Annotated in this window: 11 protein-coding genes and 1 tRNA gene; 8 read left to right on the forward strand and 4 right to left on the reverse strand. The window is 74.4% G+C overall.

The window, feature by feature from the left end:
* The first annotated feature begins 83 nt into the window (after positions 1-83).
* On the forward strand, positions 84-722 hold the full coding sequence (locus CLV72_RS05790) for a hypothetical protein (RefSeq protein WP_106240371.1): 639 nt from the start codon (positions 84-86) through the stop codon (positions 720-722).
* Between the two features lie 509 nt (positions 723-1,231).
* On the opposite strand, the gene CLV72_RS05795 is transcribed toward CLV72_RS05790, so the two are convergent.
* Positions 1,232-1,304, reverse strand: a tRNA-Lys gene (locus tag CLV72_RS05795).
* Positions 1,305-1,407: 103 nt separating this feature from the next.
* Positions 1,408-1,599 (reverse strand): hypothetical protein, encoded by a 192-nt coding sequence (locus CLV72_RS05800; RefSeq protein ID WP_106240373.1) that lies wholly within the window; start codon positions 1,597-1,599, stop codon positions 1,408-1,410.
* A gap of 179 nt (positions 1,600-1,778) precedes the next feature.
* Here CLV72_RS05800 and CLV72_RS05805 point away from each other — a divergent pair, with 179 nt between their 5' ends.
* Positions 1,779-3,617 carry a glycoside hydrolase family 3 protein gene (locus CLV72_RS05805; protein ID WP_106240376.1) on the forward strand — a complete coding sequence of 613 codons (1,839 nt, stop codon included), beginning with the start codon at positions 1,779-1,781 and terminating at the stop codon, positions 3,615-3,617.
* A gap of 133 nt (positions 3,618-3,750) precedes the next feature.
* Entirely contained in the window at positions 3,751-4,773 is a 1,023-nt protein-coding gene (locus tag CLV72_RS05810; RefSeq protein ID WP_106240379.1) for a threonine aldolase family protein, read from the forward strand.
* A gap of 160 nt (positions 4,774-4,933) precedes the next feature.
* Here CLV72_RS05810 and CLV72_RS05815 read toward each other — a convergent pair whose 3' ends face one another.
* Entirely contained in the window at positions 4,934-5,536 is a 603-nt protein-coding gene (locus CLV72_RS05815) for a vitamin K epoxide reductase family protein (protein WP_106240381.1), read from the reverse strand.
* Between the two features lie 338 nt (positions 5,537-5,874).
* Here CLV72_RS05815 and CLV72_RS05820 point away from each other — a divergent pair, with 338 nt between their 5' ends.
* The 3 genes from CLV72_RS05820 (at position 5,875) to CLV72_RS05830 (ending at position 9,570) form a co-directional block, all read left to right on the forward strand.
* Positions 5,875-6,456, forward strand: coding sequence for a hypothetical protein (locus CLV72_RS05820; protein ID WP_106240385.1), 582 nt, complete (start codon positions 5,875-5,877; stop codon positions 6,454-6,456).
* Between the two features lie 106 nt (positions 6,457-6,562).
* Positions 6,563-7,318 (forward strand): SDR family oxidoreductase, encoded by a 756-nt coding sequence (locus tag CLV72_RS05825; protein WP_106240388.1) that lies wholly within the window; start codon positions 6,563-6,565, stop codon positions 7,316-7,318.
* A 116-nt stretch (positions 7,319-7,434) separates the two neighbouring features.
* Positions 7,435-9,570 carry a hypothetical protein gene (locus CLV72_RS05830; RefSeq protein WP_106240391.1) on the forward strand — a complete coding sequence of 712 codons (2,136 nt, stop codon included), beginning with the start codon at positions 7,435-7,437 and terminating at the stop codon, positions 9,568-9,570.
* A 37-nt stretch (positions 9,571-9,607) separates the two neighbouring features.
* Here CLV72_RS05830 and CLV72_RS05835 read toward each other — a convergent pair whose 3' ends face one another.
* A complete protein-coding gene (locus CLV72_RS05835; protein ID WP_146159357.1) occupies positions 9,608-11,326 on the reverse strand; it encodes a hypothetical protein in 1,719 nt (572 codons plus the stop codon).
* 117 nt (positions 11,327-11,443) lie between these two features.
* Here CLV72_RS05835 and CLV72_RS05840 point away from each other — a divergent pair, with 117 nt between their 5' ends.
* Positions 11,444-11,839 carry a hypothetical protein gene (locus CLV72_RS05840; protein ID WP_106240398.1) on the forward strand — a complete coding sequence of 132 codons (396 nt, stop codon included), beginning with the start codon at positions 11,444-11,446 and terminating at the stop codon, positions 11,837-11,839.
* A 208-nt stretch (positions 11,840-12,047) separates the two neighbouring features.
* Positions 12,048-14,468: an HAD-IC family P-type ATPase gene (locus tag CLV72_RS05845; RefSeq protein WP_106240401.1), complete on the forward strand. Its 2,421-nt coding sequence runs from the start codon at positions 12,048-12,050 to the stop codon at positions 14,466-14,468.
* Positions 14,469-14,508 lie beyond the last annotated feature (40 nt).

The raw sequence follows: 14,508 nt of genomic DNA on the forward strand, positions 1-14,508 counted from the left end.
GGCATTCCACTACGCGTTCCCTCGCGGCTGCGGGCCACCCGCAGCTCAAGCGCGATCGGCGGTGGAACTGGAACGAGTTCATCATGTCGGTGGCCACGGTGGTGGCCGCCGCGGCCGCATTCGCGAGTCTGCAGTACGTCGACGCCACTTTCCGCATGCAGCAGGAGCAGCACGAGGCGGACGTGCACGACCGCGAGCGCCGCTATATCGACATGGTTTCGGCCTCGTACAACCCCATGACGGCGGAACCTGATGAGGTCATCAGCATTGACAACACCGGCTTCGCGCCCGTGGAGGCTTTCCTGGTGTACAGCATGCACGTGGTCGAAGACGGCGCCTGGCCCGATGCCGTTGCCGCACTCGACGAAGAGTTCTTCTCCGCAGGACCGGTCAACCCGGTGATCGCACAGGTGGACTCCACGGTCCCCGGCTGCTCGTCCATCACCATGCCCGAACTGGATTGGGGGCACCTCGATCGGATCCAGGGTGCTGATCGATTCGACATCGAGATGTTCTTTGCCGGCTTCGCCGTGGTAGATCCAGCCGGGGCTTGGTGGTTCAGCACTGGCGGAGGAGACTTTCGACCTGGTATTGGCGGCACCACCCGCGACCTGCCGGCTGACGCCCGTGACATTTACCGTGAGGCGGCCTTCCATTCTGTGCCGCAGGACATCGATTTAACCGAGATCCGTGAGGGCGTGGCCTGCTCCGCACCGTCCTGACAGCATGTGCACGTCGCGACAGGAGCTGGATCGCTCAACCGAAGAACTGGTCTCCCGGCGTGCATTGGCGCAGTTGGTGGGGCTGGGTCCGCTGCGAGTGGGGCGCGGTTGAACGCGGTGCCGGCGCCCCTGACCTACCACCCGCGAACACGAATCGTGGAGGCCCGGATCGAACCGGGACTCCACGACATGTGCGAAACGACGGTGTCCGAGGGCCGTACCGAACACTGCGGCGGTGCCCCAGCCGCAACGCTCGACGATCGGGTGCGGCGCGTCGCGACCGTGCACTCACCGCGATGATGGGCTCATCGCGAACAGTCGAACCGCCGACCCGGCCCTCGTAGGACACACCCGGAAGCGCCCCACCTCACGGGCTTGCTAGACCCCCGAGCCGCCCGGGCCTGCCACTTCGACCGAACCCGGACGGAAGAGCACGTTTGGAGCGCGTCCGGACAAGCGAAAACCCCAGCGCCAAGGTAGGAAACGCCCGTTGACCTGGGGTTTTGGGGTGCGCCGCCAGGGACTCGAACCCCGAACCCGCTGATTAAGAGTCAGCTGCTCTGCCAATTGAGCTAGCGGCGCGTGTTCCGGCGGCCGTGGCGCGGAACTGTTAGAACTTTAGCAGCGCTGGTGGGCGCTTGCGAATCGGTTTGGAGGGGTGCACGGCTGCCGGGGCGGGTGGGGTTCAGAGGAGCCACGCGATGATGGCGACGACGGCGATGGCGACGACGAGGACGGGGATGGCGTAGCGCATCCAGTTGGTGGAGGAGCGGGGGATGGGGTCCTCGCTCTGGTGCTGGTACTCGTTGGCGAAGCGCTGGAACTTGCCGGTGCTCGCGGTGGGGTCGTTGGACTGGTTCGGTTCGTTTTCAGGCATGTGGTCGACCTTAGCGGGCGGCGGGGGCGCGCGGGGTGCCGGTGGCGGGTGCGTTCACGCGTCGTTTCCGGGACCGAGACCGGAACGCGCCGCGGTGGCGGGATTGACCTTCGGATGTGATGTAGATAACTTTCCAGCAAAGGTGTGCTTTCCGGTACTTAATTTCGAAAGGGACGCCGATGGTGCGCAGATCCCTCCGATCCCTGCTGAGCGCCGGAGGGCTGGCCGTGCTGGTCAGTGCCGGTGCCGTGATTCCTGCCCAGGCGGAGCCGGCTCCCGGCTCCGGCGGGCCGCCCGATCCGGCCGCGCTGCGCCAGGTGGAGCGCACCGCAGACCCTGACGAGATCGCCGAGATCGTCGCCGGGATGACGGTGGAGCAGAAGGTGGGGCAGCTGTTCGTGCCCCACGTCTACGGCGACGACGCCGAGAACCCCGATCCGGCCGACGCCGCGATGAACATGGAGCTGTTCGGGGTCGAGACGCCGGCCGAGGTGGTGAGCAGGTACCACCTGGGCGGCGTCATCTACTTCGAGTGGTCCAACAACCTCCGCGGCGGCCCCGAGCAGATCGCCGGGCTGTCCAACGGCCTGCAGCGGGCGGCGGCCGACTCCGGGGCGGGCGTGCCGCTGGTGATCGGCACCGACCAGGAGCAGGGCGTGGTCACCCGCATCCGCGAGCCCGCCACCACCTTCCCCGGCAACATGGCGCTCGCCGCTGGCCGCAGCGTCCTGGGGGCGACCACGGCCGCCTACATCACCGGCGCCGAGCTGCGCGCGATGGGCATCAACCAGAACTACGCGCCCACCGCCGACGTGAACGTGAACCCGCTCAACCCGGTGATCGGCGTCCGCTCGTTCAGCTCCGACCCGGGACTGGCCGCCCGCTACTCCGCCGCGCAGGTGCTCGGCTACCAGGCCGCCGACGTCACCGCGACGACCAAGCACTTCCCGGGCCACGGCGACACCCACCAGGACAGCCACCTGGAGGTGCCGCAGATCGACCACACCCGCGAGGAGTGGGAGCGGCTGGACCTGCCGCCCTTCCGGGCCGCCGTCGACGCCGGCATCGACTCGGTGATGACCGGCCACCTGGTGGTGCCGGCCCTGGACCCCACCGGTACCCCCGCCACCCTGTCGGAGCCGATCATCACCGGCGTGCTCCGCGGCGAGCTGGGCTTCGACGGCGTGGTCGTCACCGACGGGCTCGACATGGAGGGCGTCCGCCAGGACTACACCGACGAGGAGATCGCGGTGCGGGCCGTGCAGGCCGGTGTCGACATGCTGCTGAAGTCGCCCGAGGGCGCCTTCGCCGCCCAGTACAACGCCGTCCTGGCCGCGGTGGACTCCGGCGAGATCAGCATGGAGCGGCTGGACGCGTCCGTCGTCCGGATCCTGACGATGAAGTACGAGCGGGGCCTGTTCGACGACCCCTACGCCGACACCGGGACGGTCGACCGCATCGTCGGCAACCGGCTGCACCAGGCCGCCGCCGGCCGTATCACCGACCGCACCACCACCCTGGTCAGCAATGACGGCGTGCTCCCGCTCGACGCCGGCACCACCGGCAGCGTGCTGGTCACCGGCACCCTGACCGAACCGCTGGTGGCCGGCATGGCCGAGCGCGGGGTGGCGGCCGAGGGCGTCGGCACCGGGCTGAACCCCACACCCGCGCAGATCGACGCCGCCGTCGCCGCCGCGGCCGGGCACGACCTCGTCGTGGTCGCCACCAACCGCGCCGGCGACGCCCGCTGGGCCGAGCAGCGCGAGCTGGTGAACGAGCTGGTCGCGACCGGTGTGCCGGTGGTGGCGGTGGCGATGCGCGACCCCTACGACATCGCCTACTTCACCGGAGTCGACGCCTACCTGGCCACCTACTCGGCCACCTCGGCCTCCAACCGCTCCCTGCTGAGGGTGCTCTTCGGCGAGGTGGAGCCGAGCGGCCGGCTGCCGGTGGACATCCCGGTGGCCGGCTCCGCGACGGAGGTGCTGTACCCCTTCGGGCACGGCCTGGGCTACTGACGCCCCGACCGCCGGCCGCGGCCCCCGGACGCCGTCCGTCCGGGGGCCGCGGCCGGCCCGGGGCCGGTGGCCGCGCGGTGCGGGGCCACGGAATAACCTGGGCGTTCCGCCGTCCCCCGAGCCGGAGAGCCCCATGATCGACCTGCGCTCTGACACCGTCACCCGCCCCACCGACGCGATGCGCCGCGCCATGTACGAGGCGGAGACCGGCGACGACGTCTACGGCGAGGACCCCACGGTGAACCGGCTGGAGGCCGAGGTGGCCGAGCTGACCGGCTTCCCGGCCGCGCTGTACGTGCCGTCGGGCTCGATGGCCAACCAGCTCGCCGTCTACGCCGCGATCCGCTCCGGCGACGAGGTCTGGACGCACGTCGACAGCCACGTCTCGATCGACGAGCAGGGCGGTGTCGCCGTGCTGGCCCGGGGCCAGCTGCGCACCTTCACCGGCCCGGGCCCGGCTCCGAGCACGGAGTGGCTGGAGGACGGCCTGCGCGAGCGCCACGACATCCACCGCGCCCCGCCCCGGCTGATCAGCCTGGAGAACACCTTCGGCGGCACCGTCGTGCCGGTGGCCGAGCAGCGCAGGGTCGCCGACTTCGCCCGCGCCAACGGGCTGCTCGTGCACCTCGACGGCGCCCGGCTGTGGAACGCCGCCACCGCGCTCGGCCTCACCCCGGCGGAGACGGCGCGCGGCGCCGACTCGCTGGCCGTCTGCTTCTCCAAGGGCCTGGGCGCCCCTGTCGGTTCGGCGCTGTGCGGCGGCGCCGACACCATCGCCCGGGCCCGCCGCGCCCGCAAGCTGCTCGGCGGCGGCATGCGCCAGGCCGGGGTGATCGCCGCGGGGGCGCTGTACGCCCTGCGCCACCACCGCGGGCGCCTCGCCGACGACCACCGCAGGGCCAGGGCGCTGGCCGAGGGCATCGCCGAGCTGCCCGGTCTGTCCGTCGACCTGGCGGCCGTGCACACGAACATGGTCTTCGTCGGCGTCCCGCGCGGCCGCACCGACGCCTACCTAGCTGCCTTCCGCGAGCACGGCGTCGCCGCCGGCGCCTCCTACGGCGGCGCGATCCGGCTGGTCACCCACCTCGACCTCGGCGACGCCGACATCACCGCCGCCGTCGACGCCATCGCCAAGGCGGCGGCCGCACTGGCCTGACGCCGCGTACGGCGCGGCCCATGGCGTTTGCGGCGCGGCCCGGTGATCCGTGAGGCGCGCGCTCGTGTCTGGACCGACGAGGAGGGCTGTGTCTTCCCGGGGACACCCCGGACCCCGGGCACGAGCTCAAAGCGCGCCGAACAGCCGCGCGCCAGCGCGGCTAGAAGACAAAGGCCTGGAGGCACAGCACCGCGATGCCGAGCAGCCAGACGATGACGATCGGCAGGTGGTTGCGGACCAGCGCCTTCGGCAGCGGCAGGTGGCCCCGCTCGGCGTTGTAGACGGTGACGTACCAGAACATCGGGATGGTGACCGCCCACACGACCATGCAGTAGGGGCAGAGCGCGCGGATGTTGTAGAGGGTCTGGAAGATCAGCCAGTGCACGAAGCCGACGGCGAACAGCATCCCGGCCTGCATCCCCAGCCAGTACCAGCGCTGGAAGCTCGCCTTGGCCAGCAGCGCCATGCCGATGGTGGTGACGATCGCGAAGCCGCCGATGCCGATCAGCGGGTTGGGGAAGCCGAAGGCCTCGCCCTGGGGTGAGGTCATCACGTTCCCGCAGTTGAGCACGGCGTTGATCGTGCAGCTGGTGACGTAGTCGGGGTCCAGCAGCAGTTCGATGCGCTCGTACATCAGGATGAAGGCGGCGGTGAAGCCGATCGCGCCTCCGACGGCGAGCAGCCACGGGATGAACCGGCCCACCCCCGAGGGGGTCTCGCCGGCGTCGGGACCCGGGGCGCTGCGCTCAAGCTGGTCGTGCATGGTGGTCGGTTCTCCTCGGCGTCTGCGGCCGGCGCCTGGCGCGCGGCGCGGCCCGGCGGGTGCCACGGGCGGGGGCGGTGCCGTCTGGGAATGGTGCAAGGGTGCCGCTGGTGGGGGCCCGCGCCGCCGGGGCGGTGGGGCCGCCTCCAGAGTAGCCGCAGGACTCGCGCCGTGTCCGGGATGGCGGGCGGTGGGAGGGGTGGGGCCAGCACTACCCCGCGGATGGGGGGTGGCCCGCCTCAAGCGTGGTGGCAGCCCCATTGGGGCGGACGGCCCCGCTGCGTAGCGTCGGAGACGATCCGCAGACCGCCGCCTCCCGCCCCGGATGGGACCCGACCGTGCCGCAGCAGACCACGGCGCCGACGCCGGCCGCTCCACGGGCGCTCGCCGCCCCGCGGCGGCCGCACGCCGGGGAGCCGCTGTGGTGGCGGCGGACCGCGAATGCGGCCGCCGACCTGGTCGCCGGGGTGCGGGCGCTGCTTTTCTGGGCGGCGGCGCTGCTGGCGGCGGTCCCCTTCCTGCTGTGGCCGCCGAGCCTGCGCTGGTGGGCGGTGTGGGCCAGGTGCACGGTCCTGCACCTGGCCAGGTCCGACCGCCGCGCCCGCACCCGGCTGCTGGCCGCCGGACCCGTCCAGGGACCGGACCGGCTCGACGGACACCGCGCCGCCGCCCACCTGCTGCTGCGGCTGCCGCTCGCCCTGCTCGCCCTCGCCGCCGTGCTCTGCCTGGCCGTCGGCGTGCTCGCCCTCGCCTGGGTGGCGCTCGCCTCGCCCGCGGCGGCGGATCTGACCGGCTGGGGCTCGGCCTGCGCCGGCGCGCTCGCGGGGCTGGCCCTCATCATGCTGGGCTCGCACCTGGCCTCGGTGCTCACCGCCCTGGACCTGCGGCTGCTCGCCGACGCGGGACCCGAGCGGCCGTAGCGGGCCGGCAGGCTAGCATCGGTCCCGGCGCCGGTCCGGGCGAGCGCCGCAGCACTCACCGACCCAACGGCCGCGCCGTCCGGGCGCGGGGAGCGGAGACGACGGCATGGAACGGTTCGAGGGCAGAGTCGCGATCGTCACCGGAGCGAGCCGGGGCATCGGCTTCGCGGTGGCCCAGCGGATCCGCGCGGAGGGCGGCCGGGTCGTCGTCACCGCCCGCGGCGCGGAGGCGCTCGCCGAGGCGGTGGGCGAGCTGGGCGGACCCGAGCACGCCCTGGGCGTCGCGGGCCGGGCGCACGACGCCGAGCACCGCGCCGAGGTGATCGCCCGCGCCCTCGACAGCTTCGGCCGCCTGGACGTGCTGGTCAACAACACCGGCATCAACCCGGTCATGGGCCCCGTGCTGGACAGCGAGCCCGGCGCGGTCGCCAAGATCTTCGAGGTGAACCTGCTGGCCGCGATCGGCTGGGCGCGCGCCGCCCGCGACGCCGGGCTGGCCGAGCACGGCGGCGCGATCGTGAACGTCTCGTCCGTCGCCGGAGTGACGGCCTCGCCCGGCATCGGCGTGTACGGCACCAGCAAGGCCGCGCTGATCAACCTCACCCAGCAGCTCGCCGTCGAGCTGGCCCCCGCCGTGCGCGTCAACGCGGTCGCCCCGGCCGTGGTCAAGACCCGCTTCGCCAGCGCCCTGATCGCCGACCGCGAGGACGACGTGGCCGCCGGATACCCGCTGGGCCGCCTCGGCCGCCCGGCCGACGTGGCCGCCGCCGTCGCCTTCCTCGCCTCCGACGACGCCGCCTGGATCACCGGCCAGACCCACATCCTGGACGGCGGCCGCTCCCTCACCGGCGGTATCGCCTGACCCCCGTCCGGCAGCGGCCCGAATGCCGCGAACCCCTGTCACACGGGCCCTGCGCGCCGTAGCGTAGGGCCCGTCCCGCTGCGGCCGGGACCCCGACGAGACGAGGCAGGGCGCGAATGTCGCGGAGCGCGGACGACGAGCGGCGCGAGGGCACGCACAACCGGCTCGGTGGCCAGGTGGGCGGCTCGGCGGTGCAGGCACGCGACATAGGGCAGGTCACCATCAACAGCGCTGCGCCCGAGCGCTTCGTGCCGCACCTGCTCCCGCTCCCGCCCGCCCACTTCATCAACCAGCGCGCGCTGCTGGACCGCTTCGGCGCCCTGGTGGCCCAGCGCAGGGACGGCGGACGTCCGCTGGTCCTGCTGGTCAGCGGCGCGCAGGGCGTCGGCAAGACCGGCTTCGCCCTGCGCGCCGCGGACGACTTCGGCGGAGGCTTCCCCGACGGACGGCTGTACGCGGATCTGGCCGAGCACCGCCTCGGCGGTGCCGTGGACGTGCTCGGGGTGCTCCGCCGCCTGCTGCGCGGCCTGGCGGTGCCGGCCGAGCGGATCGACGCCTGGTCCGACGACCTCGTCGGCCTGTACCGCACCGTGACCCACGGCCGCCGGCTGCTGCTGGTGATCGACAATGCCGAGCAGTACCCCGACGTCAAGTGGCTGCTGCCCAGCTCCCCGCACGCGCTGGTCGTCGTGGTCGGCCGGACCCGGCTGGCCGAGCTGGTCAGCGAGGAGGCGGCGGTGCCCCTGGTGGTGGCGCCGCTGACCCCTGCGGACGGCGGCGAGTTGCTCGCGCGGATGGCCGACCTGCACGGGGTGGGAGACGAGGTCGAGCGGCTGGCCGAGCTGTGCGGCGGCCTGCCGGTGGCGCTGCGGTCGTGCGCGTCACGGCTGCGCCGCGGCTCCCGGGACACCGTCGCAGAACTGCTCGCGCTGCTCGCCGACGAGCGGCGGCGCCTCGGCGCGCTGTCGATCGACGCCGTCTTCGACGCCGCCTACGCCGACCTGGCCCCGCCCCTGGCCCGCTTCTACCGGCGGCTCGGCCTGCTGGCCGGAAAGCGCCTGGAGCCGGAGACCGCCGGAGTGATCGCGGGCACCACGGCCGACGAGGCGCGCGGACTGCTGCGAAGGCTCGCGGACGCCTACCTGGTCGAGGCCGACGGCGACGACCGCTGGTACTGGCACGACCTGCGCCGGCTGCACGCCCGGCAGCGTGGAGAGGCGGAGGACCCGGTGGCGGAGCGCGACGCGGCCGAGCGGGAGCTGGTGCGCTGGTACCTGGACCGCGCCGCCGCCGTCGACCGCCTGGTGTCGGGCGGCCGCTGGCGGCTCGGCGGCCACGACGACTCCGTACAGCCCTTCGCCGGCGCCGCCGAGGCGTCGGCCTGGATCGACGCCGAGCTGCCCCAGCTGGAGCAGGCCGTGCGCACCGCGCACCGGCACGGCTGGCACGAGCTGGTCTGGCGGCTGGTCGAAGTGCTGTGGCCCGTCTACCACGCCCGCAAGAACTACACGACCTGGATCGAGGCGCACGAGCTGGCGGTGGACTCCGCTCGGCGGTGCGGCCACGACGGCGCGCTGGCCCGCATGCTCAACCAGCTGACCCGCGCCTACCACGAGCAGGCGGCGACCCTGCGCACCAGGGGGCGCGGCGAGCGCGCCGCCGCGCTGCTGGAGCAGGCCGGCGGGTACCTGGCGGAGGCGCGCTCGGCGGCCGACAGGTCCGGCGGTCCGCACGTGCGCGCCGCCGTGCTCGACACCCTCGCGCTGGTCCGCGGCGCGCACGGCGACCTGCCCGGCGCGCTCGCCGCCCTGGACGAGTCCGAGGCGCTCTACACCGGACTCGGCGACCGGCGGGGCGTCGCCTTCGCCCGCTACGAGCGCGGCAAGCTGCTGGCCGAGCACGGCCGCGCCGCCGAGGCGATCCCCGTGCTCGACTCGGCGCTCGACGCGCTCCCGTCCGGCGACCGCAGCGCCGCGTGCCGGTTCCGGCTGCGGCGCGCCGAGGCGCGCCGCGCCCTCGGCGAACTCGACGCGGCCGAGTACGACGCCGGAGCGGCCCGGGCCGCCGCGCAGGGGCTGGGCCGCCGGGAGCTGGAGGTCACCGCCCTGCGCCTGCTCGGCGCGATCGCCGCAGAGCGCGGCGACGCCCCGGCGGCCGAGCGGTACCTGCGCGAGGCGCTGGCCGTCGCCGAGGCGGCCGGAAGCCCGCAGCTTCAGCAGCTGCGCGACCACTTCGGCGGCTCCGGCGCGTAGGCCGGGCCGCCGAGCCGCGGATCAGGCACCAGCCCCTTCACCCGCGGGGGGGGGTGACGAATACCGACCCCTCGGTGCCCCCCGCGCGGACGCGCAGGCCGTGCCGGAGCCCGGTGGGCGGGCGGCCCTCGCGGAGCCAGGCGTAGACGGCGGCGATGACCAGGGCCGGTTCGAGGGCGCCGCCGGTGCCGCGGTAGGCGACGGTCGACAGTTCGCGGCCGTCGGCGTGGCGGAGCAGGAGGCGGCGGGTGTCCAGGGCGGCGCCGGCGAGGAGGCAGCCGGGGTGGTCGGCCAGGGTCTCGTCCAGCCACCGCGCCGCGGGCGTCTCGGCCTCGGGGTCGTCGCGCAGCAGTACGGGGGAGCCGTTGAGGTGCCGTAGCCCGGCCTCGGCCAGGGCGAGCAGGAAGGCGCCCGGCGGGGCGCCGGGGCGGCCGCCGGCCGAGGGCGACACCGGGAAGCGCCGCAGGGTGACGGTTCCGGCGGGCCCGTCGCCCGGATCGGCGCGCAGCAGCGCGTCCACCAGGAAGGCGCGCGGCCGGTCGCCCGTCTCCGCTTCCGGCTCCGGTACCGGCCGGACCAGCGCTTCGGTCTCCGGTTCCGGCAGCCGCATCAGCCGGTAGAACTCGCGCCGTAGCAGCCGGGCGGACTCGCCCGGCGCGCCGAGGGTGCGGCCGGTGATCGCGGTGTGCCGGCCCGGGGTGTGCGCGGCGCGCACCCGCTCCACGGCGGCGCGCAGATCCTCGCCGGGGGAGAGCGCCGGCAGCGCCCGCAGCAGCGCGCCGGTGGGGGAGCCGGGGTCGATCTGCTCGGCCGCGCCCGGCGAGGCCAGCAGCGTCGGACGGTCCAGCGCGGCGCCGTAGAAGGAGGTGGAGCCGTGGTCGCCGATCACCACGTCGGCGGCGATCAGCGCCGCCCGCCAGCCCTCGCGCGGCGGGAGCAGCCGCAGTCCGGAGTCGAGCGCGTCGGCCAGCACCGCTCTGACCTGGAACGGGTCATGCCAGTACCAGATGTTGGGATGCAGGATCAGCGCGACGCGGTACTCGTCGGCGGGCAGCTCGGCGACCAGGCGGCGCGGCAGCTCCAGCGCGGCGGCGAGGGTGCCGCGCCCGCCCCAGGTGGAGTTCACCACGACCAGGCGCCGCCCGTCGCGCACGCCCAGCCGGCGCCGGAAGGCGTCGCGCCGCGGCAGGCTGACCCGGATCCGGTCGAAGCAGGGGTCGCCGACGACCACGGCGCGCTCCACCGCCGCCGGGCAGCTGCGGCGCAGCCGCTCCAGCTGCTCGGGATGGGAGAGCCCGAGCACCGCCGGGATCACCCGCCCCCGGTGGGTCAGCTCGTGCCGCGACAGCCCGGCCGAGGAGAAGCCGTCACCCGTGGAGCTCGGTACCAGCCTGTTGTACCCGGCGCCGTGCGAGAGGGTGACCAGCGGCGCCCTGATCCGGCGCAGCCCGGCGTTGACGCTGGCGGACACCGCGAGGTCGAAGGCGCGCGAGCGCACCGCCCGCCGCCACGGCCACACCGTCGCGCCGATGTCGGCCAGGAACTCCGCGAGCCCGAGGTCGAAGGCCGAGCCCCGGTCGACGGTGAACACGACGTCGACCCGGGGATCGGCGGCGGCCACCGGGAGCACGTCGAGCAGGCGGGTGACCGAGGTGACATTGCGCGCGACCGCCAGCACCCTGCGCTCCGGCCGCCAGGTCCACCGGTAGGCCGCGCGGGGTCCCTCGCGGTCGCGAAGCGCTCCCCACTCGGGCACGGTCCCTCGAATCCAGTGACGTCTCGGCGGCGGCCGGCACCGGCGCCTTTCCGGCCGCGACCGCACCGAATACCTTAGCGGCAGGGCGCCGCGCGAGGCGGCGAGGAGGAGGCGGGCATGCAGATCGAGCTGATCACCGCGGCCGTCACGGCCGCCGCGGGCGGCGTGGCCGGCGAGGCGGCCAAGCAGGCATGGACGGCGCTGACCGGGCTGGTGCGGCGGGCCTTCGGCGAGCGCGGCACCGAGACCGTGGCGCTGGAGGCGGTCGCCGAGCAGGCCGCCGGGGGCGCCGTGGACGAGGTGGCGGTGCGCAGGCTCGCGATGCTGCTCCAGTTGCAGGCCGAGGCCGACCCCGCCTTCGGCCGCGAGCTGGACGCATGGGTGCGCGGCGACGCCCGGCCGCTGCTGCGCACCGGCGACGGCGACGTCGCCAACACCATCGAGAGGGGCGCCCGCATCGGCGGCTCGGTCGTGCAGGCCCGCGACATCCACGGACGCTTCGACCTGCCCTGATCCCTCGGGCCGCGCGGCCGCCCGCGCGGCGCGGCCGGCCCGGGGACGCCTCCGGCGGAACCCTGAGGCGCCCCCCATTCGTCCCTCTGTCGGCCCTGAGAGCGGGTCACCTCCCGCTCCGGCCTCAATAGACTCGCCCGTGACCGGCCCGCGACGCGCGGCCGGGAGGCGCGGCCGAGGTGCCCGCGGAGACGTCTGTGGAGGACGAGTGAGCAGTCGAGGTGACCGCCCCGCGGGAACGGCGGACGCGCCGGAGCGGCCGTCCGGCCTGACCGACGCCGAGGTGGCCCAGCGGGTCGCCGCCGGGCAGACCAACGACGTGCGGGTGCGCACCGGCCGCACACTCGGGCAGATCATCCGCGCCAACGTGTTCACCCGGCTGAACGCCATCGTCGGCGTGCTGTTCGCGATCATCCTCGTCATCGGCCCGATCCAGGACGGCCTGTTCGCCGGCGTCATCGTCGCGAACATGGCCATCGGCATCTTCCAGGAGCTGCGGGCCAAGCGCACTCTGGACCGGCTGGCCATCGTCGGCGAGGCGCGGCCCCGGGTGCGCAGGAACGGCACCACCGCCGAGCTGCCGCAGGACCAGGTGGTGCTGGACGACGTCATCGAGCTCGGCCCGGGCGACCAGGTCGTGGTCGACGGCGTGGTCACCGAGGCCACGGCCCTGGAGATCGACGAGTCGCTGCTCACCGGCGAGTCCGAGCCGGTGCTCAAGCGGCCGGGCGACCCGGTCATGTCGGGCAGCTTCGTGGTGGCCGGCACCGGCAGCCACCGCACCACCCGCGTCGGCAAGGAGGCCTACGCCGCTCGGCTGGCCGAGGAGGCGTCCCGGTTCACCCTGGTCCGCTCCGAGCTGCGCTCGGGCGTCGACCGCATCCTCACCTACATCAGCTGGCTGCTCATCCCGATCGGCCTGCTGATCGTCACCAGCCAGCTGTTCCGCGCCGACCAGGCCCTGCCCGACGCGCTGCGCGGCATGGTCGCCTCGCTGGTCTCGATGGTCCCCGAGGGCCTGGTGCTGATGACCAGCATCGCCTTCGCGGTCGGCATCATCCGGCTCGGCCGCCGGCAGTGCCTGGTGCAGGAGCTGCCCGCCATCGAGACCCTGGCCCGCGTCGACGTCGTCTGCCTGGACAAGACCGGCACCCTCACCGAGGACGGCATGCGCCTGGCCGAGCTGCGGCTGCTCGACGGCGCCGAGGCGGCCGAGGTGCACGACGTCCTGGCCGCGCTGGCCGCCGACGAGAGCCGCCCCAACGCCAGCCTGCGCGCCATCGCGGAGGCGTACCCGAAGGACCCCGGCTGGCGGCGCACGGCGGTCGCGCCCTTCTCCTCCGCCCGCAAGTGGAGCGGCGCCGGCTTCGACGGGCACGGCGACTGGATCCTCGGCGCCCCCGACGTGCTGCTGACCGACGACGGCCCGGTGGCGGCCGAGGCCGAGCGGGTCGCCGCACGCGGCCTGCGGGTGCTGCTGCTGGCGCGCGGCGCGCACCCGGCCGACAGCGGGCGCGCCCTCGACGGCCTGACCCCGGTGGCGCTGGTCGTGCTGGAGCAGCGGGTCCGCGACGACGCGCGGCCCACCCTCGACTACTTCGCCGAGCAGGGCGTCGGCCTCAAGGTGATCTCCGGCGACAACGCCGCCTCGGTGGGCGCCGTGGCCGGCGCGCTGCGGCTGCCCGGCTCCGAGTCGCCCACCGACGCCCGCGACCTGCCCGCCGACGAGGCCGGGCTCAGCGAGCGCATGGGCGCGGGCAGCGTCTTCGGCCGGGTGGCCCCCCACCAGAAGCGCGACATGGTGGCGGCGCTGCGGCGGCGCGGGCACACCGTGGCGATGACCGGCGACGGCGTGAACGACGTGCTCGCCCTCAAGGACGCCGACATCGGGGTGGCGATGGGCGCCGGCAGCCCCGCCGCCCGGGCCGTCTCGCAGATCGTGCTGCTGAACAACCGCTTCGCCACCCTGCCGCACGTCGTGGCCGAGGGCCGCCGCGTCATCGCCAACATCGAGCGGGTCGCCGCCCTCTTCCTCACCAAGACCGTCTACGCCATGACGATGTCCACCATCGTCGGGCTGTTCGGGGTGGCCTACCCGCTGCTGCCCCGGCACGCCACCCTGATCAACGCGCTGACCATCGGCATTCCCGCCTTCATCATCGCGCTGGCGCCCAACACCGAGCGGGCCAGGGCGGGCTTCGTACCCCGGGTGCTGCGGCTGTCGGTGCCGGCGGGCGTGGTGGCCGGCGTCGCGGCCATGGTCAGCTACCTGATCGTCACCAACGGGGCGGGCTCGGTCGACCTGGCCGCCCGCACCACCCCCGTCATCACCCTCTTCCTGGTCGCGCTCTGGGTGCTGGTGCTGGCCGCCCGCCCCTACACCTGGTGGCGGGTGGTGCTCATCGCGGCCATGGCGGCCGGGTTCCTCGGCGCGCTGCTCATCCCCTTCGGACAGCAGTTCTTCGCACTCGACCCCACCGACACCGGCAATCTCGCGGTCGCCCTGGCCACCGCGGCCGTGGCCGCCGCGCTCATCAGCCTGATCCGCTTCGCGGACCGCCGGCTGTGGCCGCCGGCGCCCGAGACCGCCGCCCCGGCCGAGGAGCCGGCCGAGGCGGTGCGGGCCTGAGCGGCGGCCGGGCCGTGCCGTACCGCCGGACGGACGGTGT

This window comes from Allonocardiopsis opalescens (assembly GCF_003002095.1).
Taxonomy (GTDB): domain Bacteria; phylum Actinomycetota; class Actinomycetes; order Streptosporangiales; family Streptosporangiaceae; genus Allonocardiopsis; species Allonocardiopsis opalescens.